This is a genomic window from Sphingobium sp. AS12 (assembly GCF_019097845.1).
Taxonomy (GTDB): Bacteria; Pseudomonadota; Alphaproteobacteria; order Sphingomonadales; family Sphingomonadaceae; genus Sphingobium.
Genome location: NZ_JAHRGM010000067.1, coordinates 60,583 through 85,804, shown reverse-complemented (window position 1 = coordinate 85,804; position 25,222 = coordinate 60,583). Strand labels below are relative to the sequence as shown.

The following is a 25,222-nucleotide window of genomic DNA, read 5'->3' as shown; positions in this document are numbered from 1 at the left end:
GATGGCGTTGGGCGGCAATGACCGGGTTGAGGATGCAGCGGTTGCGCAATGGGGGCTGCGGGCCGCGCTGTGGCTGCCTGTCGGGCTTGGCCTGCTGCTCGCAATTGCCATGGTCGGTGTACTGATCGATCCGGTGCATGACAAAAGGCAGTTCAGTGCCTTCCTGTTCGTGCGGCAGGATCTGGTCGTAACACTCGCCGTCGCGCTCTTGCTCCGTTTCGGGCCGGTGCCCGGTCAGGCTTCGCGGTCGGCCTGGACGGCGGCACTAGCGCAGCGGCCGTGGCTGATGGCGCTTGGCCTGCTATTCATATGCCGGGTGGGACAACATTGGCTGCTGGCAGGCTATGACTTGACCCGCGACGAACAGATGGCAAGTTTCGATGCGACCATCTTTGCCGCCGGGCGACTCAACTGGCCGATTGCGCCCGACTGGCGGCCAATGGCAGATGCGCTCAACCAGTTTTTCATCCTTCCGATCGCCGACCGGCAGGCGTGGGTTTCGGCCTATCTGCCGGTCAACGCGGCGGCGCGCGCCTTGCTGGCGACATTGGGCGATGAGGGGCTTACCAGTCCGCTGTTCACCGCAATCGGCGCTCTGGCACTCTGGCGGATCGCGGTGCGACTGTGGCCTGACGATGCAGGTGCGCGCGGGGTTGCATTGCTGCTCTACGCCGGATCGTCACAGGTCGTCATTCAGGGCATGACCGCGCACGCTATGGCGGCGCATCTTGCGCTCAATCTGTTGTGGCTGGCACTGTTCCTGCGCGGCGGGGCGTGGAGCCATGCGGGCGCGGTCCTTGTCGGCTTTCTCGCGACAGGGCTGCACCAGCCGCTCTTTCACCCCTTGTTCGTGTTGCCGTTCCTGATCGCCTTGGTCGCGCAGCGCCGCTGGCGTCCAGCGCTGAGCTATGGCGCAGCCTATCTGGCGATTGGCCTGTTTTGGCTGAGTTGGCCGCACCTTGCCGCGACCTGGGCGGGCGGGCCGATGCAGGTGATATCCGCAACCGGCGACCGGCTCGGCTATGTCGATCGCCTCCTCGCCATGCTGCGCGATCTTGGTCCGGTCAGCCTTTGGCTGATGGCGATGAACCTGTTGCGCTTCGTCGCCTGGCAGCATCTTCTGGCGCTGCCGCTGGCGGTGGCTGGCATCCGCCTTGCCTGGCGCGCGCCAATTGTGCGGCCGCTGCTCGCGGGGATATTGCTGCATATCGGCGTGATCGGCTTGCTGCTGGCCTTTCAGGGTCATGGCTGGGGCTATCGCTACCTGCACGGTGTGATCGGCAGCCTGTGCCTGCTGGGCGCACAGGGTTGGCATAGCCTGCAAGGGCGCTGGCCGGGAGAACGGATGTGGGTCTGGAGCAACGCCGCGACCTTCCTGTTGCTGCTGCCGCTGCATGGCTGGATGGCTACGCGGTTGACGATCCCCTATGCACAGCTATCGACAGCAATCGACCGGATGCCAGAAGATATTGTGGTGGTGGATGAAGGTGCCGTCGCCTTCGGCAGCGATCTGGTGTTCAATCGGGCGGACCTGTCCAACCGCCCCATCCGACTATTGGCGGGCAGCCTGACGTTGGAGCAGATGGTGGCCCTGTGTCGCACGCGCAGCATCGCCTTCGTCGGCGCGGACAAGCTGGCGCCGATCCGGCAGATGATCGACGCGCAGCCGGGCGATCAATCTCATTTCCGCGCGTTGCAGACCCAATGCGCTATGGCGAAAGCGCCACGACCATGAAGGAGCCGCGCCATATCTGCATAGTCTATGATTGCCTTTTCCCCTGGACGATCGGTGGAGCCGAACGCTGGTATCGGTCGCTGGCAGAGCGACTGGCAGCAGACGGCCACCGAGTTACCTATTTGACGTTGACCCAGTGGGACGCCGACGCAGAGCCTGACCTGCCTGGCATAAATGTCATCGCCGTCGCCCCGCGGATGTCGCTCTACAACGACGGCAAAAGACGGATCGCGCCGCCGCTGCGCTTTGGCCTGGGCGTACTCGCCCATCTCGTTCAGCATGGACGACACTATGACGTCGTCCACCTCTGCTCCTTCCCCTATTTCGCCTTGCTGGCTGCATGGGCAGCACGGCCTTTCGGCCGCTATCGCATTGTCTGCGATTGGTTCGAAATATGGAGCCGGGACTATTGGCGCGACTATCTGGGTAGGGTGGGCTGGGTCGGCTGGACCGTCCAGCATCTTTGCGTAAAGGTCCGGCAGCGCGCGCATGTGTTCAGTCGCCTGCATGAAGCGCGGCTGCGCGATCTGGGGCTGCGCGGGACGATCTCCTATCTGGCGGGCCTGGCCCAAGCCGTGCCGGAAGGGCAGCGCCAGCCCGCAAGCACGCCGCCTACGGTCGTCTATGCCGGCCGGATGATCGCCGAAAAGCGTGTGTCACTGCTGGTCGATGCGCTGGCCATCGCACGTCGCAGTGTGCCGGACCTGCGCGCGATCCTGTTCGGCAACGGCCCGGAACGTGCGACTGTCGAGGCGCAGATCGCGGCGCTGGGTCTGGCCGACGCCATCACGATGCCCGGCTTCGTCACCGCCGAGGTGCTGGACCAAGCGATGCGTCAGGCGCTGTGCATCGTCCAGCCGTCCGAACGCGAAGGCTATGGGCTGGTCGTCGTGGAAGCATCCGCCCGCGGCGTCCCCGCCATCGTCGTCATAGGTGCGGACAATGCGGCAGTCGAACTGGTTGAGGACGGGATCAACGGCCGTATCGCCGATCCAGCAACGCCAGAAGCATTAGCGGCGGCGATCCTCCGTATTCATAGCGAAGGCGACGCCGCGCGCCATTCCGTGTCCGCATGGTTCGCCGCCAATACAGAGCGGCTTTCGGTCGAAAGTTCGATTAAAGCGGTGGCGGCAAGCTATAGCGATCAATCGCGCGGTCGATGACCCACAACGAGCAAGCAGGACTGCGCACTCGACTGATCCGGCTCCCCATCTGTCGCAATCATTTTCGCGATGCCTGATGCCAGCGACGCAGGCAAAGCCATCCGGTTTTGAAGATCGCGAATTTTGAGCGCGCGCTGAATTTCAATCGGACGGCTCCGCCCAAAGCTGAGGCTATGGAGCAGACCGCCTGTCACCCGCGACAGATTTTCCCAGCGACGGGTTTCAGTCTGGTCGAGATATCCTGACGCATTGTCGACCGCCAAACCATGGCGGCCAGCCATATCATGCCAATCCAGCGCCGACAGATAGTGAAAATGCGCCAAACGCTTGTCGAGATCATCGAGATAGCGTTCGCGCGAAATGCCCGGAACAATGCTGCCACGAAGATTTTGGTGAAACCCGGGCGCAGGGACTGTGAAGTAAAAGCGTCCACCGGGCTTTAGAACCCGACCTACTTCGGCGATCACACCTTCCAGGTCTGGGATATGTTCCAGCACCGAGTTGGAAATGACATAGTCGATACTCGCGTCCGGTTCAGGGATCGCCTGCGCCGCGCAGGTGTGGATACGGTCATAGAAAGCATAGGAAGCCGCTGCTTCGGTTTCGAGCGGATCGATATCAACACCGATCAAATTCGGCGTCATCCCTATGCGCTTGAACAATATGTCGGTCAGGATGCCGTCACCGCAACCAAGATCCAGCCCAACGCCTGCGGAATCAAAAATGCGTGCCAGTTGTTCGATTTCGATCCCGCGCCAAAACGCAGTGGCGGGTTGTGCAGGGTAACGGGCGACAAATTCAGCAAGCAGATCATGGCTGGCAATCATGGATGTATCCCTTCAGGCGATGTCGATGGACGGGCAATCAATGCCCAGTGGCTAACCAAATATGTCCAGAAAAATAGCAGGATGGTGGCTGCGGGAGCCGACCAGAGCATGTCGATGCGGCCTAGGTCGTGGATCAGGAACAACGCAATCCAGGACAATGGAATATTAAGCAGCAAGGCGAAGGCATATCGGCCAAAGGCGTCCCATGACCAGGGCGTCGCGAAAGTCAATCGCGCCTGCAACAGGAAGCCCACTGGAATGAGGATAGCCGCGCTGCTGAGCACCCCGATAGTATAAGATAGTCCTGCACGGTCGACACTGATCAGGATCAGATTGCTCAGCCCCATACAGAATAATGATATGATGATGTAGCGCGGACCGCGCCGGAGGAGCGCGGTGTTCATGCCGCCATCCGGGCGTTGTGTAGCGAGACCGGTGCTACAGGCGCGTGATCCGTCGCAACAAATCGCGCATCATGACCAACCATGATCGCAAGCAGAAAGCCCCCGAATATGGTCTGTGCGCCGGTCGCGCCCAACATCCCCGCCAGCACGAGCGGAAGCGGGTTGGGCAATGCGACGAAACCATGGTTCGACCAGTACCAGGCGGTCGCGGCAAAAATGGCCAGCGAAGCGGCGATCTGTGCCAGCCCCAGCGCCAACATCCCTTCCAGATGGAGCAACGATCCCAGCCGACTGACAGCAGGGCGCAGGCGACGATAGCCCTTGGTCACGCCATGGAGGTGGCTGGCCACGGCCATTAACAAGGCGAGATGGCCAGTGGCAAAGATAAAGCCGCTGGCGATCGACCAGCTGACACCGAACGGGGTCTCACCCTGAAAAATGCCAAGCCAGAAGCCCATCGCCACGATCAGGACCAGCGCCGAAAGCCCCATAGCCAGCGCGGCCGGAACCCCGAACACCCAGGTCGGGCTGAGCATCAGCAGATAGCGCAGATGCCGCCAGCCATCGCGCCAGGGGCGCAGGTGCGGCGCGCGATTGCGCAGGTCGACCGACAGGGTGGCGGGAACCTGGGCAATGGTGAAGTCGCGCAGACTGGCCTTGATGACCATTTCACTGGCAAATTCCATGCCACTGCCCGACAGGCCGAGCGTCATGAAGCCGTCCTTGGTGATCGCGCGAAGGCCGCAATGGGCATCGTCTATGCCGGATCGGAAGAAGAGATTGAGGATCCCGGTCAGCACCGGATTGCCGATATAGCGGTTTTTCCACGGCATCGCACCCGGCGCAATCCCGCCCTGGAAACGCGATCCCATGCACAGGTCAGCGCCGCCCAGCAGCGCGCCGATCATCGCCACCCCATCAGTGAAGTCATAGCTGCCATCGGCATCGCCCATCAGCAAATAGCGGCCCCAGGCACCCTCGCAGCCACCGATCAGCGCCGCGCCATAGCCGCGCTGATCAACGGCCACGACGCGGGCGCCCATATCGGTCGCCAACCGCTGGCTACCGTCTGTGGAGCCATTGTCGGCAATCACGATTTCGCCGAACAGGCCATGCTGCGCCTCGATCAGGTCCAACGCACGCCGGGCGTTGGTAATGCAGTGTGGCAGGCTGATCGCTTCATTGAGGCAGGGCATGACGATCGACACATCGATGGCGCGAGCACTACCACGAAGGTCGGACAGGTTTCGTGCGGTTTCTACGAACATCGTCACCCTCGAAATGACAGGCTTTCGTTCGGGATAGACTTATTTGGTTAACGCTTTCTTGCCGCCCTCTGGCCCTGCTCCGCCACCGCGCTTATATCCGCCCCATGTTCGACTTTGCTCCCACCGATACCGCCGACAAGGCGACGCTCTACGCCGACCTGCTTTTCGCCGCCGATGCTCTGACGCGCGACGAGCCGGATCAGGTCGCCAACATGGCCAATATCGCCGCGCTGATCTGGCAATATCTGCCTGACCTCAACTGGGCGGGCTTTTATCGCATGGTCGGGGGCGAGTTGGTGCTGGGGCCGTTTCAGGGCAAGCCCGCCTGCATCCGCATTCCGCTGGGGCGCGGCGTATGCGGCACGGCGGCAGCGACAGGCGAGACGCAGCTGGTGGCTGATGTCCATGCCTTTACCGGCCATATCGCCTGCGATGCAGCCAGCGCGTCGGAAATCGTCGTGCCCGTCATGGTCGATGGCATGGTGGTCGGCGTGCTGGATCTCGACAGTCCGATTGCCGCGCGCTTCGACTCGGATGACGCACAGGGGCTGAAGGCGCTGGTCGCACGGATTTCGACGCGGATCGGCTGAGTCGTTAACCCTCTTTCCCGCTTCAGTCGCGCGTTTCCGCCCCGTTTCGGGACAGGATTTGTGCCTCCGACTCATGGATAGGCACGGATCGCCATGCTAAACAGAGCGTTAGCATTTTGACCCGCCTGGCGTTTTCCCGCCGCGGGAAAACAGGGAGCGTTAACCATGCGGACATCCGGCCTTCTCCTTCTGGGCGCGAGCGTCGCGCTGGCGGGCGCGGCTAGCCCGGCACTGGCGGGCAGTGGCCCAGCGATGGGCCATGGCACGACTGGTGGCTGGTCGGGCGGCGGATGGAAGGGTGGCGGTCGACCGATGACCCACGCACCCCGACCGGGCATGAACTGGAATGGTGGCCACCGCTGGGGTCCGCGCCACAATGGCCGCTGGTATGCGGGCTGGCGCGCGCCAGGTGGCTGGAACGGCTATCAGCGCCCGGTCTATGGCTATGTCCTGCCGCGTTACTGGATCAGCCCTTCTTATTATATCGGCAATTACGGCGCCTATGGCCTGCCCGCCCCTGCCGCTGGCTATGGCTGGTCGCGCTATTATGACGATGCGGTCATGACCGATCGTTATGGCCGGGTCTATGACAGCCGCTCCAATGTCGCGTGGGACCGTTATGAGGGCGGCTATGGCGACGATGGCTATTATGACGATCGTGATGCGTATCGGCGGCCCGACAACGGCCTTGGCGGTGCGGCCATCGGCGCAGTCGTCGGCGGCGTTGCGGGCAACCGCATTGCCGGGCGCGGCAACCGCACCGCAGGCACGCTGATCGGTGCCGGTGTTGGCGCGATCGCTGGCGCAGTGATCGACAAGGCGGAGGATGCGCCCCGTCGCGGCGCTGCGCCGCCGCCGCGTCGTCCGGGTGCCGGCTATGATTATGGCTATGGCTATGGCTATGCCGACGACAGCGTGACCACCCAGAATGACTATGAGGGTCGCTGGACCGGCACCTGGACGACCGCCGATGGCAGGCGCACCAGTGGCACCTATGAAGGCCGGTTCGAGGGCGAAGTGCGCGGCGCGGGCGTTGATTATGACGCACCAGCTTATGCAGGCCAGCCACACTGGACGCATGGACCGGCGCAGGGTTCGGCGCATGTCACAACCCATGGCGGTGGCGGCTATGTGTCGGGCGGCTATTACTACCCGGCGCCCATCGTGACCACGGTTACGATCGAGCCTGCGGTGACGACAACGACGACAACGACCTATGTCACCCAGCGCGTCGGCTATCGCAAACCAGCGCGCCGGGCGTGCCGCTGCAAATAAGCGCTTGAGGGCGACAAATCAGGGCCGCGCCTTGCAAAGGGCGCGGCCTTTTCATTATGCTTTGGGTGGCGTGATAACGGCAAAGGGCTGCGGGCGGCCCAAGTGAAAGCCCTGGCCGATGATGCAGCCATGAGCGAGCAGCCGACCGGCCTGGGCCGCGCTTTCCACCCCTTCGGCAACGACATCCATGCCAAAACTGCCGCCCAGCTTGACGATGGCGTCGACGATCGCGGCGTCGCCTGCATCCTGTTCGATGTTCGACACGAAGCTGCGATCGATCTTGAGGATATCGACCGGATATTGTTTCAGGTGGCTGAGCGAGGCAAAGCCGGTGCCGAAATCGTCCAGCGCGACACGCACCCTCGCATCTGAAAAATGCCGCAGTGCCCGCCCCACCTGCCCCGCACCCCGGCCCAGAAAAACTGTCTCTGTCACCTCAATTTCGAGATGCTCCGGCGGCACAGTGAACAAAACGAGTTGCTCCAGCACCCGTTCGGCGAAGTCGTCGCGGGCGAAATCGGCGGCGGACGCATTGATTGCGACCCGACCGGGATCATACCCTGCCTGCAACCAATGGCGCACATCGCGCAACACTGCGTCGAGCATCTGCCCGGTCAGCGCGACGGCGATTTCAGCATTTTCAAAACCCGCCGCTATGCTACCCGGCAACTGCACGCCCAAACGCGGATGGTGCCAGCGCAACAGCGCTTCATAACCCAGCACCCGGCCAGTGCGCATGTCGACCTTGGGCTGATAATAAGGGGTGACCAGCCGATCGGCGATGATCTTCCTAGCCATGCCGATCATCGAACTGCGCTGCTGTGCCTGCGCCCGCAGGTCGGAATGGAACAGGGTCAGGCGACCACGCCCGGACGCTTTCGACGCATAAAGCGCCAGGTCGGCCGCCTTGAGCAGATCCGCCGCCCGGTCCCCATGATCGCCGAACAATGCGCCGCCAATGCTGACCCCGCAATCGATCGATCGGCCATTATGGACATGGGGTACGCGCAGGCTTTCGATCAGTTTGGCGCACCACGCCTCCAGCGCCGCGCCGTCGGTCAATGATGGCGCGATCAGGCCGAATTCGTCGCCCCCCAACCGCCCCAGCACTGCGTCGGGCGGCGCGAGGGCGGCAAGGCACCGGGCAAAGGCGCAAAGCAGGGCGTCTCCAGCATCATGGCCCAGCGAATCATTGGTGCGCTTGAGATCGTCAATATCGAGCAGCAACAGCCCAAAGCGGTTGCCGGTGCGCGCCTGCCGTTCCGCCATCTCGTCCAGCGTCGCTTGCCACAAGGCGCGGTTGGGCAGGCGGGTCATGGGGTCATGCGTGGCGGCCCAGCGGATGCGGTCCTCCACATCACGCTGTTCAGTGACATCCAGAAAGGTGACGATGACGCGCAGCGCCCGTCCCGATTCCGATCGCGTGGTCCAACCACTGCTCCTGATCCAGCGCAGGGCGCCATCATTGGCACGGTGAACTCTCAGCGTCGCCTCGAAATGCGGCGGCACGGCCCCGGCTGCCACCGCGTCCAGCATGACACGCAGCGTTTCGCGATCGTCGGGATGGACCAGCGACAATGCCAGTTCGCTGGTCGCCGGCTGATCCTCGCTCAGGCCCAGCATCTGGCGAAATTCAGCCGACCAGCGCCGTTCCCCGGTTGTGGCGTCGAAATCCCAAATGCCCAGTCGCGCCGCCTGCACAGCCAGGCGGGACCGTTCTTCGCTGTCGACCAACGCCTGCTGGGCCAGTTTTTGTGCGTGGACATCCTCCAGCGTGCCATACCAGCGGACGATCTGCCCCTGCGCATCCCGGCGCGCTGCCGCGCATCCAGCGATAGCCGCCGTCGCGCAGCCGGATGCGATAATCGACATCTATCGGCGCGCCGGACTCCAGATGCGCGCTCCACACAGAGATAGTGCGGGTCAGGTCATCGGGGTGCAATGCGGCAAGCCAGCCCGTCCCCAGAGCCTGCTGCGCTGTCATGCCGGTCAGGTTCAGCCACAGCGGCCCGACTTCCTCGATCGCGCCGTCAGGTCCGGCAGTCCATGGCACCAGCGGGCTGAGGTCGACCGACCAGCGATAATGTTCGCGGCTTTCGGCCAGCGCCCTTTGCAGCGCGCGTGCGTCACGATCATGGCGGTCGTGAATATCCTCGACCGTGCCATAATAGCGGACAAGGGCATCCGTACCGGTCATCCGCTGCAAACGAATCAGGCACCAGCGACGCTGTCCGTCAGCACCCGGCAGGCGCACGGTCAGGGGCTGCGGCTGTTCCTCTGCAATCGCCGCCCTCAGCAAGGTGCGAAGGTCTGCGCGGTCCAGCAAGGCACGCCATGCCCGACCGGTTAGGCCGCCATCCTGGTCGGTCGATAATATCCGGCCCCGCGCATCAGCAATCCAGCGCGACACGGAAGGCGACAGATGGTCAAAGACCGGCGAAAAAAGTATTTCATTTCGATATGGTAATGAATGATCAATGCGTTGGCCGTTTTCCAGCACGCGCCGGAAGTCGTCAAACCGGCGTTCAGCAAAGCGATCCATCGCCAGCCTCCGCCCATGTCGCTGTCGTTGCGTTCATCATGGCAGGATTAGCGCAGAAAGTTAAATAACCTCCTCACCATCCTGTCATTTTGGTCGGATTTACTTGGCGCGCATGAAAATCGCCAGAAATCGATGTAATCCGGCTGCTATTTGCGAAACATGCTCGCCAGTTCGACTGGCAGCGGGGGTTCATCCCGTTGGGCTACGTCACGAATAGCCTGATCCTGTTCATCAGGATCGAAGCGGACCCAGCCAGCACGGCTCAATTTTTCAAGCGGGCGATAGCGGACTTTATATTGCATCCGCTGCGACCCATCAACCCAATAGCCCAGATAGACATAGGGCAGCCCCGCCGCCGAAGCGCGCAGGATATGGTCCATGATGATGAAATTGCCCAGCCCCGGACGATTGTCCAACTCAGTGTCGAAGAAGCTGTAGATCATCGATAGGCCGTCGCCCTGCCGGTCGGTCAGACAGGCACCGACCAGCTTGCCGACGCGGCCATCGACACCAGGTTCGCGATATTCGACGATATGGCTGTCGACCGGGGTCTGTTCGACCATGTCGGCAAAATCCATCTCGTCCATCTCGGTCATGCCGCCGCCAGGGTGCCGCGCGGACAGATAGCGCTGGAGCAGCGCATATTGCTCCTCGGTCGACCAGGGCTTGCAGGCGGTGACGGTCAGGTCGCTGTTGCGGCGGATCAGCTTGCGCTGGGTCGCGTTGGGGCGGAATTCATCCGTGACGACCCGCACCGACACACAGGCCGAACAGTCGGCGCAACTGGGGCGATAGGCGACATTCTGGCTGCGACGAAAACCGATGCGGCCCAGCGCATCGTTCAGTTCAGCGGCATTGTCCCCGTTCAGCTCGGTAAACACCTTCCGCTCGCTCCGCCCCGGCAGATAGGGGCAGGGCGAAGGATTGGTCACGAAGAAGCGGGGGAAACGAAAAGGTGCAGTCACGCTCCAATATCCCCTTCGTGGCGGCGGCGCGGGTGGATCATGTCCCGACTATGCCGTTGCCGCGTCCCTATGAAAAGAGCGTTTACCACGAAAAGTTAACAGGCTGTTCGTGTATCAGGCGACCTCGATCGGCGCGACCTCATAGCCAGCCTCGCCCAGCGCTGCGATCAACCGCTGGAGATGGGCGCGATCACGGGTTTCGCACTCAACGTCGAGGCTCAACCCCTTGGCTGGCAAGTTGGTAAAAATACGCTGGTGCGCCAGTTCCAGGATGTTGACCGCTTCCTGATCGAAAATCTTGGCAACATGGAACAAAGCGCCGGGTCGGTCCTGCAGGATGATCCGCAGCCGCGCCAGACGGCCCGACCGGGCAAGGTCGCGCAGCAGCACATTGGCCAGCAGCCGCGTATCGATATTGCCGCCGGTCAGGATCAGGCCGACATTGCGCCCGACAAATTGTTCGCGATAGGTGAGCAGCGCTGCAAGGCCAGCGGCCCCCGCCCCTTCCACCACGGTCTTTTCGATCTGGAGCAGCAGGCTCAGCGCCTCTTCCAGCCGCCGTTCGGTAACCAGCAGCACGTCGTCCGCCAGCCGCTCGACGAAGCGACGGGTCAATTCGCCCGGCTGCTTGACCGCGATGCCCTCGGCCAGCGTATCGCCGTCGCAGGCAAGGGTTTCGCCCTTGATGAAATCATACATGGATGGATAAAGTTCGGCCTGCACGCCGACCAGCCTGATGTCCGGCTTCATCGCCCGCGCCGCTGTCGCCATACCCGAAAACAGGCCACCGCCGCCGATCGGGATGACCAGCGTGTCGATCTCCGGCGCATCCTCCAGCATTTCGAGCGCGACGGTCCCCTGCCCCGCCATGATGTCCGGCTCGTCGAAGGGATGGATGAAGGTTAGCCCCTGCTCCACCTCCAGCAAGCGGGCATGGGCATAGGCGTCGTCGAATTTCTCGCCATATTGCACCACGGTCGCACCATGGCCCTGCGTTTGGGTGATCTTCACCGTCGGCGTCGTCGTGGGCATGACGATGGTGACGGGCACGCCCAGCCGCTTGCCATGATAGGCCAGCCCCTGGGCATGATTGCCCGCCGACGCGGCGATCACGCCCTTCGCCTTGGCCGCATCGTCCAGTTGCAGCAGGCGGTTGAGCGCACCGCGTTCCTTATAGGCGGCGGTGAACTGGAGATTTTCGAATTTCAGATAGACGTTGCAGCCCAGCATATTGGATAGCGTCTGGCTAATCAGCGTCGGCGTCTTGACGATGGAACCGGCAATCCGGGTCCGCGCGGCAAGAATGTCATCGACGGTGATCGGCAGCGGCAAGGCGCTCTCTATCTTGGCTAAGCTGTTCATGGAGCCGCCCCCTAGCGGAAAATTGCGCGTGAAGAAACTGGCACTGTCGGAAAACTGGCCCTATGGCTGGGTCTGGCGCAGTAAATATACGGGGCATATGGCTAATATCGCGTTTATCGGCCTGGGCGTCATGGGCGGCCCGATCGCAGGCCATCTGGCAAAGGCGGGGCATAGCCTCACCGTTTACAACCGTTCTATCGGCAAGGCGAAAAGCTGGGCGGAAGCCTATGGCGGCATGGTCGCGATCAGCCCGGCCAAGGCAGCCGAGGAAGCGGACATCGTCATCAGCTGTGTCGGCACCGACGATGACCTTAGCCAGGTGACGCTGGGCCGCGAAGGCGCGTTCCGCACGATGAAGCCGGGCGGACTGTTCATCGACCACACGACAGTGTCGGCGCGGATCGCGCGGCAATTGTTCGTGGAGGGCGAAAGCCGCGGCATCCACAGCGTCGATGCACCGGTATCGGGCGGTCAGGCGGGGGCTGAAAATGGCAGGCTGTCGATCATGTGCGGGGGCAGCGAACCGGCGGTCACTGCCGCAAAGATCGTCATGAACGCCTATGCCGCGCGGATCGTCCATGTCGGTGGCGCAGGCGCGGGCCAGACGACCAAGATGGTGAACCAGATCTGCATCGGCGGCGTATTGCAGGGACTGGCCGAAGCCCTCCGTTTCGCGCAGGCTGCGGAGCTGGACCTGGACGCGGTGTTCGAGGCGATTTCGGGCGGGGCGGCGCAAAGCTGGCAGATGGACAATCGCTGGAAAACGATGGCGCAGGACAGTTTCGATTTCGGCTTTGCGGTCGACTGGATGCGCAAGGATCTGGGGCTGGCGCTGGAAGAAGCGCGGGCCAATGGCGCAACCCTGCCGGTGACCGCGATGGTCGATCAATTCTACGCAGACGTACAGGCGCTGGGCGGCAATCGGCAGGATACCAGCGCATTGGTGCGAAGGATTACGCGGGCGTGAGTGGTATCTTGCTGCGTCGTTATCCTGACGAAAGTCAGGATCCAGAGTCTCCCGCGCTACGTGTAGCGTCCTGGATCCCGGATCAAGTCCGGGATGACGGAGGGAAGTACGGATTGGCGGGATGGGTCGTTGCCCTAGCCGCCCTCGCGCTCCCCCTACCCGCCTTCGCGTCCGGCGTGATCGATAACGTCAACGGCATGGCGGTCGATCCCAATGGCAAGATCGTGCATTTCCGCGCGCTGCTGATCGACGATGAGGGCAAGGTCGAAAAATTGTTGCCTGAGCGTTATCAGGAGCCAGAATATAAGCCCAAAAAGCCCAAAAGGGGCCAGCCCTGGCCCGAACGGCCCAAGGGGCTGTCGTTCAGGATGGACGCGGGCGGCAAGACGCTGATCCCCGGCCTGATCGACGCGCATGGCCATGTCATGGGCTTGGGCCTGTCGCTGATCACGTTAGACCTGTCGACGACGACATCGCTGGCCGAGGCGCAAGCGAAAATCCGGGCCTATGCGCAGGATGGCGCGGGGCGCAAATGGATCATCGGCACAGGCTGGAATCAGGAACAGTGGGGACTGGGTCGGTTCCCGACGGCGGCTGATCTGGACGCGGCGGTCAGCGATATTCCGGTGTGGCTGGAGCGGATCGACGGCCATGCTGGCTGGGCCAATAGCGCTGCGATCCGCGCCGCGGGCGTGACGGCGGCCACCAAAGCACCGGTCGGCGGGCGGATCGAAATGGCAGCGGGAAAGCCGGCCGGCGTATTCGTGGACAAGGCGATGCAACTGATCGCCAAGGTCGTTCCCGCACCTGCGCCCAAGGACCGCGACATCGCCTTTGAAAAGGCGCAGCGCGCGCTGCTGGCGACCGGGATCACCGGCATTGCCGACATGGGGACCAGCATAGAGGATTGGCAGGCGTTCCGCCGCTCGGCCGATCGCGGCGCATTGCGCGTGCGGATCATGGCCTATGCCGCAGGCCTCGAAAATATGACGCTGATCGCGGGGCCGGAACCGACCCCATGGCTGTATGACGACCGGTTGCGGCTGGGCGGGATCAAGCTGGTGCTGGACGGGGCGCTGGGATCGCGCGGGGCGTGGCTGAAGGCCGACTATGCGGACGCGCCGGGCCAGCGCGGCCTGCCGATGATCCCCGACACACAACTGCGCAACATCATGAGCCGGGCGGCGATGGACAATTTCCAGATCGCCACCCACGCCATCGGCGACGCTGCGAATAGCGAGATACTCGACGCGATTCAGGAATTGTCGGAAACCTATAAGGGCGACCGGCGCTGGCGGATCGAACATGCGCAGATCGTCAGCCCGGCCGACCTGCCCCGCTTCGCCCAGTTCGGCATCGTCGCGTCGATGCAGCCGGTTCATGAGGCGTCGGACTGGCGCATGGCGACCGCGCGCCTGGGCGAGGCGCGGCTGGCGGGTGCCTATGCGTGGAAGGCGATGCTCGACAATCGGGTGCCTTTGGCCTTCGGGTCCGACGTGCCAGTCGAAGGCCCCAACCCCTTTGCAGGCATCGCCGTCGCCATGAGCCGGGAAGATGCCAAGGGTGAGCCGGTCGGCGGCTGGTTGCCGCAGCAAAGCGTGAGTTTCGAGGCGGCGCTGGACGGTTTCACCCGGCAGGCGGCCTATGCCGGCTTTGCCGAAAAGCGGTTCGGCAATCTGGTGCCGGGGCAGCGGGCCGATTTCCTGCTGATCGACCGGGATATTTCGACGGCGCGGGCGGCGGACATTCGCGCCACGCAGGTGCTGGAAACCTGGATTGGCGGCAAGCGGGTCTATGTGAAGGGGCAATAGCCCGCTTCACATAGCGTTATCCGCCGCGTTGAGCGCATCCTCGAAACTTTCGGGCAGCGGCGGCTGAACCGGCTTGTCGCAGCCCTCCTCTTTCATATGCGCGCGGAGGGCATCCATCCGACCCAAATTCCAGCGCGCCAGCGGCACGCCCAACGGGCGAAACTCGGCGCGGTCGAACAGTTCGACGACATAATTGTGGCACAGCTCATCGACCTGATCGAGCGTCAGCATCCCCAGATTCATGACCATCGGCTTGCCCGGCACGCCATTGCGCCCACGCACCAGATCCGTGACGTAGAGGCCGCCGCGCGGATCGATCAGCACAACATCGGCCTGGCTGGAATCGATCAGCCTGTGGCTGGCAGCATAGGGCGCGACGAATGCGTGCGTGCGCCAGACCAGAAAGATGCTGGCAAGGCCGGTGATGAACAGGCCGATAAGCAACGGCCTGAGCGCGCCTTGCGGCCGGAAGCGCGCCCAGCCAAGGCCTGCCAGCAGGCAGAAGGGACCGATATAGCCATGCGCATAGCGAAAGCCCCAGCCATAGCCCTGCGCCAGCGCCAGCGCGCATCCCGCGACACAGCCTAGCGCCAGCGGCAGCGCAATCTCCTGCCCCCGAATCGCCCGCTTCCAGCGCATAGCGGCGATGCCGAGCGCGGCCAGAGGGACCATCAATATGTTGTTCCAGGCGACGAAACGGCTGAGATTGACCAGGGGCTGCCAGCGATCGCCAAGCCGCTGGAACAGGCTGCCGACCTTATCCGCTACGCCTGCGGAAGGTCTGACATCGGCGGGCGCGCCCAGCATATCGAGCAGGAAGGCGGGCCAGATCTTGGCCCAGACGATGACAATCGTCACCAAGGTCAGCGCGTGGAAGGCAGCGACCGTCCAGCGGCGGGCGAGCAGCATCCACAGGATGAAGGGCGCGATGAAGATGGGCGGGAAATGCCATTGGTGCAGCCCCGCCGCGACAAGGGCTACGATACCCGCACTGACATGGCCGACCACCCCGCCGCGCAGCACCAGCGCCAGCCACACCATGTTGAGCGCGAAATGGCCGGTCATGGCATAGGGCGTCATCGCTGTAATCCATAGCTGGCTGGACGAACAGCCCAGCAGCACCGTGACCCACACCGCATCGGGGCGATCGGGCATCAGATGCAGCGCCACGCGCCACAGCGCGAACAGCCCGGTGAAGAGCAGCACCGACCCTGCCATGTTGGGATCGCCCAATTGCCAGAACAGCGCCTGGATCGCGCTGTTCACCGGCAGATAGGCCGCCGTCCAATAATCCGCCGCGCCGAAGGGCGAGAAGAATTCGGGCATGATCGCGCGGCGATAGGGTTCCCATTCGACCGGGATCGGTCGGGCGAACAACCCTTCGCGCATATAGGCGGCGGCGAAACGGGCGACCTCCTCATCGCGGGAAATGGCATAATCCTGAAACAGGGCATAATGGCCCGCCCAGGCGGCTAGCCCCATCAGGACGATCAGCGGCACGACGATCCGCGCGGTCGGGCGCGGCAGGATGATCCCGCGCCCCTCGGCAAAGGGCGCGGCAAGCGCCAGCAGCAACAGCGGGACGATCAGCGCGGGGAAATCCTGATCCAGGAACAGGATGACCGCCAGGCTGATCCCCTGCCGGTAGGTGACATGCCACAGGAAAGTCGCGCCCAGCCATAATGTCAGGCCGATCGCCCCCGCCAGGAACAGGCGGCGCGCACTGACGGAGGACGCGGGCGCCTCCATGATCAGCCCTGAACCAGCGCCCGGTTGACGAAAATGCCGTCCATTTCAACCAGAAGCGGGAAATGGCCCTTATTATTGGCAAAGAAAGCGGAAGGGATGAAAGCCCGCGCCTCCAGCCAGTCGATCATCGCGCGATAGCCGGTGCCGCCTTCATAGATGGGGCGCACCCCCAACTCGGTTTGCACGCCCGTCATCTGCGCCAGCACCGCGCCCGCCCCTTGGCAGACCGACAGGTCATGGCCCTGCGTGTCCATCTTCAGAAATGGTCGGGCAAAGCCATGCTGCGCGATCAGTTCGGGCAGCAGCGTATCGAGGCGGCGGCAGGCCGTCGCGACCGTCTGCGTTACCTTGTTACGGTTCGCGAAAATATCATCCTGCCCGCCCGATGGCGTCTTGAGCGACGAGAATTGATCGGCGGCCATGATGTTGAAATCGGCGGTGCCATCAAAATCCGACAGCGCCATGTTGAACACATGCCAGTGGCGGTCCGACGCGGCGCGCTTTTGCAGTTCGGCGAACACGGCAGGGTTCGGCTCGAATGAGAGGATGAGGCCGCGATAGCCCGCATCCTTGCGCGCCATCGTCGCATACTGGCCGCGATTGGCGCCGACGTCGAACAAGCAGTCGACCTTGAAGCCGGACAGAAAGCGCTTCAACGCCTGAATTTCGGGATATTGATGCACCCGCCCCGCCAGCGCGAGGCGCAGCGCGAGCAGACGGTCGGCGGCTTCACGAACATAGCGGTTCATGCGCGCGCGGCCAGCACTGCTTTGTAGATGCCGATCGTCGCCACCGCCATATCCGTCCAGTCCCCCATTTTCGCTCCATGGGCGCGCGCCCGCGCTCCCTGTTCCTGCCTGATGGCGGCGCTTTGCACCAGCGGCAAGAGGGCTCGGGCGAGCGCCGACGCATTTCCGACCGGAAAGCGGGTCGCGACGCCATCGGGCAACTGGCCGAACATGCCCGCGTCCGATGTCACCATCGCTTTGCCATGATGCAGCGCGGAGAGGAACGCGCCGCTCGAATCGATGTGGCGATAGGGGAAGGCGATGATGTCGGCCTTGACCATGTGCGCGTCGAGGCGGCCTTCGGTCAGGAAACCGAAATCGGTCAACAGGCGGTCGGCGAAACCGGCGGCCCGGACCTTTTCGAGCAGAGGCGCGACATCCATGAAGGGCTTGCCTGCCAGCACCAGTTCAAGAGCGTGGCCCGACTGCCAGAGCTGAAGGCAGGCATCGATCAGCAGGTCGACGCCCTTATAGGGACGGATCGTGCCGAAGAAGAGAATGCGCGGCATGGCGGGATCGGGGATGGCGGCGAGATCGGCGGGGGTGGCCGCCGCCAATCGCATCGGCGGGTGTGGCGTCACATGAATGCGTACCGGGTCGATGCCCTGTCCCACCAGCGCCGCCCGCGTGGTGTCGCCATGGACGATCAGCGCGTCAAACTGGTCGAGCAGCGCGCGGTAACCACGGCCCTGCACCCCGGCATCGGCATGATAGGCGTCGGCATTATGGACGGTATGGACCAGCGCGGCGCGGTCCTTCAGGCGGCGCAGCATCAGCCGGTCGGCAGGGGCGAGCGGGAGCCACTGGACATGGACGAGATCGGCTGCGGCAAGCGGAGTCAGGTCACCCAGTGCGCAGGAGAGGCCATATTCCGCCGCCTTGGCCAGGCGGAACGCGCGGCCTTCGCCCAGCCGGTCACGCAATGCTTCGCTGTGGCGGAAGAAATGCGGGGCGTAGCTGAAACCCCGTGGTTCGATCGCGTCGGTCGCGCGCATCGGGCGGGCGTATAGGGTGACGCTTGCCCCCTCCCCCGCCAGCGCCGCGCACAGGCTGTCGTCATAGCGCCCGGTGAAGAGCGAAGGATCAAGCATCGCGACCTTCATGCCCGCACCAGTCTGCGCAGCGAGACGGCGTGCAGGGCCGCGGCCAGCAGTAGGGTCAGCGCATAGAGGCCCAGGAAAGCAAGATCGAACAGCTCCGGCCAAAGCAGGCGGGCCAGCGGGACGCTGAGCAGCGATCCAGCGAGGAAGGGGAGCGAGCGGGCGAGAAGATGCGAGAAGCGGCCGAGCGCCGCCTGCACATAGACAGAGACGCACAGCAGCGCGAGGGCGAGCAAAGCGACGACGATCAGCACCAAGTCGGCGCGGTCGATGCTGGCGCGGCCGTCAAACAGGATTGCAAACAGCCAGTCGCCGACGCTGAGCAGCACGACGGACAGTGCCAGCGCAAAGACCATCGCCGCGCCCAGCGCCCGGCCAAGCAACTGACGCAGCCGCACTTTGTCCCCGGCATGATAGGCGCGGGTGATGCGGGGCAAGGCGGCTTCCACAAGGGCGCGGACCAACATCGACAGTGACCTGGACATCTTGAAGAAGAAATCGAACAGCAGCATCGGCCGGGCATCGCTGGTCGCCATCGCGATGGTGAAATAGGGTGCATTATAGGCGATGATGTCGGAGACGGTGAAAGCCGCGGACGCGCCTATGTCGCGCAGATAATGGGCGCGGACATGGCCGCCGCCGACGCGGAAGGCGATCCAGTGGCGCGGCTTCATGCCAAGGCGATGGTGGACATGGGCGATGGCCCAACCGATAACGAGGATGCTGACCGCCAGTTGCAGGGCGAGGGACAGGCGCGGATCGAGGCCTGCCAATATCGCTAGCAGCAGCGCGATGGTGATGACCCGCCGCCCGCAATCGAGCGCTTCCCACAGGAAATTGCCGTCCACCGCCGCCAGCGCGCGCTTGGCGAGCAGGCCGGGCAGGTTGAGGCAGGCGGACAGGAAGAAAAGTAGGAATAACAATGGCATGGCTGTTCCGATCCAGCCTGCGGCCAGCGCGACGAGCAGGATCAGCGTGCCGCCCGCGACGATCAGACCGAGGAACAAGAACAGCACCCCCATCTCCTCCAGCCGGAATGCGCCTATGTCGGCTTCACCGTCGCCCAGCCAGTGCCGCCGCAACCGGGCATAGATGATGCTGGTCAGGCCAAATTCCGCCGAAACGGTAAAATTGCCGAAGGCGACGAGCAGCAGGAAGGACTGGAATTCCGCCAGCGGCAATGCGCGCACGAACACGAAGGTGACGGCAAAGCCCCAAACCAGGACCAGGCCAACATTGGCGAGCTTGACCAGCGCAAGGATGCGGGCGGACGCCTCCATCCGCGCAAGGATGCTCACCGCGTCGCGGCTCCAACAGGCTTGCGGGCGCGGAACAGCCGGTCGTCCAGCGCGTAGAAATGGCGGGTCGCGACATCGATCCCGGCGGCGTCGATTTCTTCCAGATCAAAGCCAGCTGCGCGGATGCGGTCGGCGAAATCCGGGCCATATTGGCGCACATGGTCCCACTGGCCGAAGCGGCGCTCCCGTTCGCGCGGGGGCATGGCGAAACTGCCATCCTCGGTCGGCTTGGCCCATAGCGGCACGATCAGCCAGGCTTCGCCGCCGGGCTTGAGCGCGCGCAAAATGTTGCGCAGCACGGCCATATCGTCCGGCACATGCTCCATCACATGGCTGGCGTAAAAGAGGTCGTAGCGATCGGCGTCGGCCAGTTCCATCAGGTCGACGCGGTGCATGTTCGGCACGGTGTAGCGCGACGGATCGAGATCGGCGGGAATATAGTCGGCAGCGGCGGAGAAGCTACGGACGAGGCTGGCTTCATTGGGTGCCATGTGCAGGATCGCGCCGTCGGTCGGCACGGTCAGCGTCCCCTGGGCAATCAGCCAGTTCATCAGCCGTTCGCGCGGCGACGCGCCGCAGTCCGGGCAACCCCATTCGCCGTTAACGCCATAGCGGAAGAAGCCGACCACGGTCGCGCCGCAGGCGGGGCACCCCCGACTGGCGCGAGCGCCCAGCGCCTTGCGCAGCTTGAGCGCGCTTCGGGTCAGATGCTTGCCGGCAGCCTTGGCCACCCGCTGAACAGTAATCACGTCAGTCTCCGACTGGGGAACAGCATTGGCGCTATACAAGATCGCACGGCTTTGACGAGAGGGTCAGCGCGACTTGGCGGGATTCCAGATGGTGACGGTGCGGCCGGTCATCGCCTTGGCAACGCCTTGCAGGGTCGCGGCATAGGCTATCAGCACATCGACCAGTGCGGCGAATGGTCCGCTCTTGGCACGGATGCCCCGCCAGATGACCAGCGCCACGGCCAGCGCTCCGACCATGTAAAGCATCGGCGAGACACGCATCGCTAGCGCACCCGCGGCGACCGCCCCTGTCAGGATGAACAGCCCGCCGAACCACCGCACGATCTTGCGGGAGGCATATTTGAAACGGTCGATCACGGCCATGCGGCGCAGTTGCGGGCGCAAATGGCTGTGGGTGTGCCAGGCGCGCGCAGCGATGCGGACCTTGCGCCGATATTCGTCCTTTCGTGCTGTCACCAGTTTTTCGCGCGCGATCACGTCCCTGGCCTTCACCAGCCGTTTGCCTGCAAACACCACGGCCATGGAGACGGTCAGGTCATCCAGCACGCTGTCGGGGAAATCGGGATAGAGGCTGCTGCGGATCGAGAAGATCGAGCCATCCGCACCCAGCACATTGCCGGTGCGCGATTCCTCATCTTTCAGCCGCTCCTCGATCCGCCAGTAGAGCGAACCGACCGAGGCGGTCGCGCTTTCGTCCTGCCCGACATAGTGGAGCGACCCCAGCACGCCACCAATATCGGGGTCCGCATAGCGGGCGAGCAGGCGCTCAATCGCGTCCGGGTCGAGCAGAACATTGGCATCGGTGAAGATCATTATGTCCCCGCGCGCGCGGGCGGCGAGCTGCTTCATGCCATGGGCCTTGCCGCTGCGACCGGGGCCACGGATCAGCGTGACCAGATCGCCCTGCGCCGCGATCAAATCGCCCGTGCGGTCAGACGATCCATCATCGAAGGCGAGGATTTCAAGCGTCGGATGCAGCCCTTTGAGCATGGCAAGATTGGCGAGCTTTTCGGGCATCGCATCGGCTTCATTATAGGCGCAGAACAGCAGCGAGGCAGTCGGCACCGGCCCCGCGAGCGGCTGTTCCGGGCGCGTCGGCAGCGCGCGCAGGATGAGAGGATAGAATAGGAATGGCCACAACACAGCGACCAGCGAGACGATAAGCAGCGCGCCAAGCCAAAGATCGGTCATGCTCAATAGGCCTTGTGGTGGAACAGCACGCCCAGCGTCGCGACAATGATGCGCAGGTCGCGCCAGACCGACCAGGCAGTGACATATTCAAGGTCAGACTGGAGCCGGTCGATCAGATCCTGATGATGGTCGGTCGATCCGCGATGACCGCGCACTTGCGCCAGACCCGTCATGCCGGGCTTGATACAGTGGCGCGCCCAGTACCGCGCGTCGACCTCCCAATAGAGGGTGTCGCCCGCCTTGGCTGCGGCGGCGTGGGGGCGCGGACCCACAATGCTCATATCGCCCTTCAACACATTGAAAAGCTGGGGCAGTTCATCGATGCTGGACTTGCGCAGGAACGCACCGACGCGGGTGACCCGATCGTCGTCGCGCGCCGTCAGTGTCTCGGCCTTGCGGTCGCTGGCGTCGGCGCGCATCGAACGAAATTTGTAGATCTGGAAGGACCGCCCATCCTTCCCAATGCGTGGCTGGCGGAAGATGACCGGGCCGGGGCTGGTGAGTTTCACTGCCAGCGCGGCAACGATCAGAACCGGCGAGAGGATGATAGTGGCGGCACCGGCGACGATCAGGTCGAACAGGCGCTTGATCAGGCGGTCGCGAAACTGAAGCGGGCCGCCCGCGACGATGATGGTCGGCTGGCCGTCAAATTCATCGACCCGCGCAGGCGCGAAGCGGAGGAGTTCGGGAACGACGATCTCGCCGCGGGCAGATAGCGATTTGAGCGCAGCGGACCAGTCGTCCATCCGGTCGAGCGGACAGGCGACGATGACCCGTTCGGCCATGCCGACCGCTTGGGCCAATCGCGCGGCCATGTCGGCATCATGACGCTCCGGGCGCAGATCGGCGGCATCGGCTTCGATGATCAGCATGTGCGGGCCGGTTTCGATAGCGACGCCATCCATGATGACGGCGGTCAGGTGCGGCACTTCGCCCAGCAATCTTTTGGCCAGTCGTACAACGACCAGCCGCACCAGCGCGACCGAAACCGCGCCCAGCGCCAGCCCGACAATGAAGGTCAGACGCGACAATTGTTCGGCGATCTTGCCCAGATAGACGATCAGCAGCATCAGTAGAGCCGCCTGCGCCAGCGCCAGCAGCGCGCGGAAAATGCCGCGGCGGACATTTTCCAGACTGTGGATGCCATAGCCTCCACCCTGCACGCCCAGCAGCGCGTAAAGCGGCGCGATCATCGCGAACATGACGAGGCCGTGCGGTTTGCCCGGTTCCCCCCACAGCGCGCCCAGCACGAACCAGTTGGCCGCCAGAAACGCGCCGAACAGTCCCGCCATGTCGCCAGCCAGGCTCAGGGCATAAAGCCGCAGCCGGACCATTTCCTTGGAGACTGTCACTGATGCGTCCCGATTATCGCCATGCGCCCCGTTGGCACCGGGCGCGGCTGGTTGCAAGGGGGCTATTCCTCCCCGGCACGGGGAGGGGGACCACTGCGAAGCAGTGGTGGAGGGGGCAGCGTCTTACTCTCGCCCCCTCCGTCGGCCATTCTGGCCGCCACCTCCCCGCAAGCGGAGAGGACTCATATCCCGAACAACCGCTCCAGCGACTTGTCGAGCATCAGCAATTGCCACAGCAGCCGCCCATGATCGGCCATGCCGGATTTGTGATCCGCCGCGATTTTGGCCAGTGCTTTGGTATCGAACCAGCCGGTGCGCGCCAGTGACGATCCGCTCGCGATCGCGGTAGCCTCGCCTGACAGCGCGCCGCGAAACCAGGCGCTGATCGGGGTCACGAAACCCATTTTCTGGCGGTAGAGGATATCTTGCGGCAGATAGGGTTCCATCGCCTTTTTCAGCAGATATTTGCCGCTATTGCCCCGGATGCGCTGGTTGACAGGCAGGCGGGCGGCAAATTCGACGAGGCGATGGTCAAGCAAGGGTTCGCGCGCCTCCAGGCTGACGGCCATGCTCATCCGGTCGGTCTTGGTGAGGATATCGCCGGGCAGCCAGATGCGGATATCGGCATATTGGGCACGGTCGAGCGGATCGCGCGCGGGGGCGTCGGCCATTGCCTTGATATAGCGATCCTCGGCGCGATAGGCACCCAGCCGGCTTTTCATGTCCTGGCTGTAGAGGCGATGGCGCAGCGCGTGCGGCGTTACCCCGACCGAAGCGGCATAGGCGGCCCCGCCCTCCCCCGCCAGTTCCAGGAAGGTCGATTTGGCCCGCAGCGCGCGCGGCGCCCAGTCGGCCTTGGGATAATATTTGCCCAGCGTGCCAAACAAGGGCTGACGGACAGAGGCCGGGATGAGGCCGCGGAGGCGCTCGCCCTGCATCTGGAAACGGTGGCGGCGATAGCCTGCAAAGGCTTCGTCCGCGCCATCGCCCGACAAAGCCACTGTCACTTGTTCGCGCGCCAGTTCGCACACGCGGAAGGTTGGCAGGGCGGAAGCGTCAGCAAAGGGTTCGTCGAAATGGAAGGCGAGCCGGTCGATCAGGCCATAGTCGTCGGGGGATACGATGCGGGTGCGGTGATCAGTCGCGAAGCGCCGGGCGATGCGGTCGGCAAAGGCGGTTTCGTCGAGCGAGGCAACGTCAAAGCCGATGGTGCAGGTCTTGACCGCCTGAGTAGAGGCTTCGGCCATCAGCGCGACGACGCTGCTGCTGTCCACCCCGCCCGACAGGAAGGCGCCGAGCGGCACGTCCGCAACCATGCGGGACCGAACGGCCTGCCGCATCAAGGCGACCAGTTCTTCTTCCAGTTCCTGCGGTTTAGCCTTGGTCCGATCGGCGAAGCTGACGTCCCAATAGCGTTGCGGCTGCGGCAAGGGGCGGCCACGCACCAGCCGAAGCGTTTCGCCCGCGCCCAGTTTCCGCACGCCCGCGACCATGCAGGCATCATCGGGGACATAGCCATAGGCCATATAATCCTCGACCGCTGACAGGTCCGGCGCGCGGCGCAGCAATGGGTGCGCGAGCAGGCTTTTCAGTTCCGATCCGAAGATCAGGCTGCCGTCTGACAGCAGCGCATAATGGAGCGGCTTGACCCCCAACCGGTCACGCACCAGCCAGAGCGACTGTGCGCGTGCGTCGAACAGGGCGAAGGCGAACATGCCGTTGAAGCGGTGAACACACTCCTCGCCCCATTGGCGATAGCCGTGGAGGATGACTTCGGTGTCGCTGTGGGTGCGGAAGATGTGGCCCTTGGCCTCCAGCTCGGCGCGCACTTCGCCGAAATTATAGATTTCGCCGTTGAAGATGACCGCGAGGCTTTCATCCTCGGTCAGCATCGGCTGGGCGCCGGCCTCCAGGTCGATGATCGACAGGCGCAGATGGCCAAGGCCCACGCCCGGCGCAGTCCAGATGCCGCTACCGTCCGGGCCGCGATGCGGCATCGCGTCCAACATGGCGCGCACCCGCGCGGGATCGACGGGCTTGGCCGTTTCGAGATGGAAGATGCCTGCTATGCCGCACATGCCAACCG

Annotated in this window: 19 protein-coding genes and 1 pseudogene; 6 read left to right on the top strand and 14 right to left on the bottom strand. The window is 63.7% G+C overall.

Annotated features, from left to right (window positions below):
* Window position 1 precedes the first annotated feature (1 nt).
* Window positions 2-1,735, top strand: coding sequence for a hypothetical protein (locus KRZ98_RS20220; RefSeq protein WP_217675044.1), 1,734 nt, complete (start codon window positions 2-4; stop codon window positions 1,733-1,735).
* Window positions 1,732-2,898 carry a glycosyltransferase family 4 protein gene (locus KRZ98_RS20215; RefSeq protein ID WP_217675043.1) on the top strand — a complete coding sequence of 389 codons (1,167 nt, stop codon included), beginning with the start codon at window positions 1,732-1,734 and terminating at the stop codon, window positions 2,896-2,898. Before KRZ98_RS20220 ends, KRZ98_RS20215 begins: the two co-directional genes overlap by 4 nt.
* Here KRZ98_RS20215 and KRZ98_RS20210 read toward each other — a convergent pair.
* The 3 genes from KRZ98_RS20210 to KRZ98_RS20200 are packed head-to-tail and all read right to left on the bottom strand — an operon-like array spanning window position 2,880 to window position 5,397.
* Complete coding sequence (locus KRZ98_RS20210; RefSeq protein ID WP_217675042.1) at window positions 2,880-3,725, bottom strand: bifunctional 2-polyprenyl-6-hydroxyphenol methylase/3-demethylubiquinol 3-O-methyltransferase UbiG; 846 nt, start codon at window positions 3,723-3,725, stop codon at window positions 2,880-2,882. The genes KRZ98_RS20215 and KRZ98_RS20210 overlap by 19 nt on opposite strands.
* Complete coding sequence (locus KRZ98_RS20205; protein ID WP_217675041.1) at window positions 3,722-4,129, bottom strand: GtrA family protein; 408 nt, start codon at window positions 4,127-4,129, stop codon at window positions 3,722-3,724. Before KRZ98_RS20205 ends, KRZ98_RS20210 begins: the two co-directional genes overlap by 4 nt.
* Window positions 4,126-5,397, bottom strand: coding sequence for a glycosyltransferase family 2 protein (locus KRZ98_RS20200; RefSeq protein WP_217675040.1), 1,272 nt, complete (start codon window positions 5,395-5,397; stop codon window positions 4,126-4,128). Before KRZ98_RS20200 ends, KRZ98_RS20205 begins: the two co-directional genes overlap by 4 nt.
* A gap of 104 nt (window positions 5,398-5,501) precedes the next feature.
* On the opposite strand from KRZ98_RS20200, the gene KRZ98_RS20195 reads away from it, so the two are divergent.
* On the top strand, window positions 5,502-5,987 hold the full coding sequence (locus KRZ98_RS20195) for a GAF domain-containing protein (RefSeq protein ID WP_217675039.1): 486 nt from the start codon (window positions 5,502-5,504) through the stop codon (window positions 5,985-5,987).
* A gap of 165 nt (window positions 5,988-6,152) precedes the next feature.
* Window positions 6,153-7,262, top strand: a complete 1,110-nt coding sequence (locus KRZ98_RS20190; protein WP_217675038.1) for an RcnB family protein — start codon at window positions 6,153-6,155, stop codon at window positions 7,260-7,262.
* 54 nt (window positions 7,263-7,316) lie between these two features.
* Here KRZ98_RS20190 and KRZ98_RS20185 read toward each other — a convergent pair.
* The 3 genes and pseudogenes from KRZ98_RS20185 to KRZ98_RS20175 form a co-directional block, all read right to left on the bottom strand.
* A pseudogene (locus KRZ98_RS20185) lies at window positions 7,317-9,804 on the bottom strand (EAL domain-containing protein).
* Between the two features lie 146 nt (window positions 9,805-9,950).
* Entirely contained in the window at window positions 9,951-10,769 is an 819-nt protein-coding gene (locus KRZ98_RS20180) for an arginyltransferase (protein ID WP_217675037.1), read from the bottom strand.
* Window positions 10,770-10,883: 114 nt separating this feature from the next.
* Window positions 10,884-12,131 carry a threonine ammonia-lyase gene (locus tag KRZ98_RS20175; RefSeq protein ID WP_217675036.1) on the bottom strand — a complete coding sequence of 416 codons (1,248 nt, stop codon included), beginning with the start codon at window positions 12,129-12,131 and terminating at the stop codon, window positions 10,884-10,886.
* 97 nt (window positions 12,132-12,228) lie between these two features.
* Between KRZ98_RS20175 and KRZ98_RS20170 the strand changes: the two genes are divergently transcribed.
* Both KRZ98_RS20170 and KRZ98_RS20165 read left to right on the top strand, forming a co-directional pair.
* Window positions 12,229-13,098, top strand: a complete 870-nt coding sequence (locus KRZ98_RS20170; protein ID WP_217675181.1) for an NAD(P)-dependent oxidoreductase — start codon at window positions 12,229-12,231, stop codon at window positions 13,096-13,098.
* 197 nt (window positions 13,099-13,295) lie between these two features.
* Window positions 13,296-14,909 (top strand): amidohydrolase, encoded by a 1,614-nt coding sequence (locus tag KRZ98_RS20165; protein WP_254798746.1) that lies wholly within the window; start codon window positions 13,296-13,298, stop codon window positions 14,907-14,909.
* Window positions 14,910-14,915: 6 nt separating this feature from the next.
* Here the strand turns inward: KRZ98_RS20165 and KRZ98_RS20160 are convergent, their stop codons facing one another.
* From KRZ98_RS20160 to KRZ98_RS20125, 8 genes are all read right to left on the bottom strand, one after another.
* Window positions 14,916-16,658 carry an MFS transporter gene (locus tag KRZ98_RS20160; protein WP_217675034.1) on the bottom strand — a complete coding sequence of 581 codons (1,743 nt, stop codon included), beginning with the start codon at window positions 16,656-16,658 and terminating at the stop codon, window positions 14,916-14,918.
* A 2-nt stretch (window positions 16,659-16,660) separates the two neighbouring features.
* Window positions 16,661-17,407 (bottom strand): FkbM family methyltransferase, encoded by a 747-nt coding sequence (locus KRZ98_RS20155; protein WP_217675033.1) that lies wholly within the window; start codon window positions 17,405-17,407, stop codon window positions 16,661-16,663.
* A complete protein-coding gene (locus tag KRZ98_RS20150; RefSeq protein WP_217675032.1) occupies window positions 17,404-18,549 on the bottom strand; it encodes a glycosyltransferase family 4 protein in 1,146 nt (381 codons plus the stop codon). Before KRZ98_RS20150 ends, KRZ98_RS20155 begins: the two co-directional genes overlap by 4 nt.
* Window positions 18,546-19,826 carry a hypothetical protein gene (locus KRZ98_RS20145; protein ID WP_217675180.1) on the bottom strand — a complete coding sequence of 427 codons (1,281 nt, stop codon included), beginning with the start codon at window positions 19,824-19,826 and terminating at the stop codon, window positions 18,546-18,548. The genes KRZ98_RS20150 and KRZ98_RS20145 overlap by 4 nt, the downstream gene beginning before the upstream one ends.
* Before the next feature lie 14 nt (window positions 19,827-19,840).
* Entirely contained in the window at window positions 19,841-20,593 is a 753-nt protein-coding gene (locus tag KRZ98_RS20140; RefSeq protein WP_217675031.1) for a methyltransferase domain-containing protein, read from the bottom strand.
* A 63-nt stretch (window positions 20,594-20,656) separates the two neighbouring features.
* Window positions 20,657-21,784, bottom strand: coding sequence for a glycosyltransferase family 2 protein (locus KRZ98_RS20135; RefSeq protein ID WP_217675030.1), 1,128 nt, complete (start codon window positions 21,782-21,784; stop codon window positions 20,657-20,659).
* Window positions 21,785-21,786: 2 nt separating this feature from the next.
* Entirely contained in the window at window positions 21,787-23,118 is a 1,332-nt protein-coding gene (locus KRZ98_RS20130; protein ID WP_217675179.1) for a sugar transferase, read from the bottom strand.
* 200 nt (window positions 23,119-23,318) lie between these two features.
* Window positions 23,319-25,214 (bottom strand): XrtA/PEP-CTERM system amidotransferase, encoded by a 1,896-nt coding sequence (locus KRZ98_RS20125; protein ID WP_217675029.1) that lies wholly within the window; start codon window positions 25,212-25,214, stop codon window positions 23,319-23,321.
* Between the last annotated feature and the right edge of the window lie 8 nt (window positions 25,215-25,222).

Coding starts and splice junctions, on each gene's coding strand:
- KRZ98_RS20220 (WP_217675044.1), top strand. CDS start 2: ATGGCGTTGGGCGGCAATGACCGGGTTGAGGATGCAGCGGTTGCGCAA.
- KRZ98_RS20215 (WP_217675043.1), top strand. CDS start 1,732: ATGAAGGAGCCGCGCCATATCTGCATAGTCTATGATTGCCTTTTCCCC.
- KRZ98_RS20210 (WP_217675042.1), bottom strand. CDS start 3,725: ATGATTGCCAGCCATGATCTGCTTGCTGAATTTGTCGCCCGTTACCCT.
- KRZ98_RS20205 (WP_217675041.1), bottom strand. CDS start 4,129: ATGAACACCGCGCTCCTCCGGCGCGGTCCGCGCTACATCATCATATCA.
- KRZ98_RS20200 (WP_217675040.1), bottom strand. CDS start 5,397: ATGTTCGTAGAAACCGCACGAAACCTGTCCGACCTTCGTGGTAGTGCT.
- KRZ98_RS20195 (WP_217675039.1), top strand. CDS start 5,502: ATGTTCGACTTTGCTCCCACCGATACCGCCGACAAGGCGACGCTCTAC.
- KRZ98_RS20190 (WP_217675038.1), top strand. CDS start 6,153: ATGCGGACATCCGGCCTTCTCCTTCTGGGCGCGAGCGTCGCGCTGGCG.
- KRZ98_RS20175 (WP_217675036.1), bottom strand. CDS start 12,131: ATGAACAGCTTAGCCAAGATAGAGAGCGCCTTGCCGCTGCCGATCACC.
- KRZ98_RS20170 (WP_217675181.1), top strand. CDS start 12,229: ATGGCTAATATCGCGTTTATCGGCCTGGGCGTCATGGGCGGCCCGATC.
- KRZ98_RS20165 (WP_254798746.1), top strand. CDS start 13,296: ATGGCGGTCGATCCCAATGGCAAGATCGTGCATTTCCGCGCGCTGCTG.
- KRZ98_RS20160 (WP_217675034.1), bottom strand. CDS start 16,658: ATGGAGGCGCCCGCGTCCTCCGTCAGTGCGCGCCGCCTGTTCCTGGCG.
- KRZ98_RS20155 (WP_217675033.1), bottom strand. CDS start 17,407: ATGAACCGCTATGTTCGTGAAGCCGCCGACCGTCTGCTCGCGCTGCGC.
- KRZ98_RS20150 (WP_217675032.1), bottom strand. CDS start 18,549: ATGAAGGTCGCGATGCTTGATCCTTCGCTCTTCACCGGGCGCTATGAC.
- KRZ98_RS20145 (WP_217675180.1), bottom strand. CDS start 19,826: ATGGAGGCGTCCGCCCGCATCCTTGCGCTGGTCAAGCTCGCCAATGTT.
- KRZ98_RS20135 (WP_217675030.1), bottom strand. CDS start 21,784: ATGACCGATCTTTGGCTTGGCGCGCTGCTTATCGTCTCGCTGGTCGCT.
- KRZ98_RS20130 (WP_217675179.1), bottom strand. CDS start 23,118: ATGGTCCGGCTGCGGCTTTATGCCCTGAGCCTGGCTGGCGACATGGCG.
- KRZ98_RS20125 (WP_217675029.1), bottom strand. CDS start 25,214: ATGTGCGGCATAGCAGGCATCTTCCATCTCGAAACGGCCAAGCCCGTC.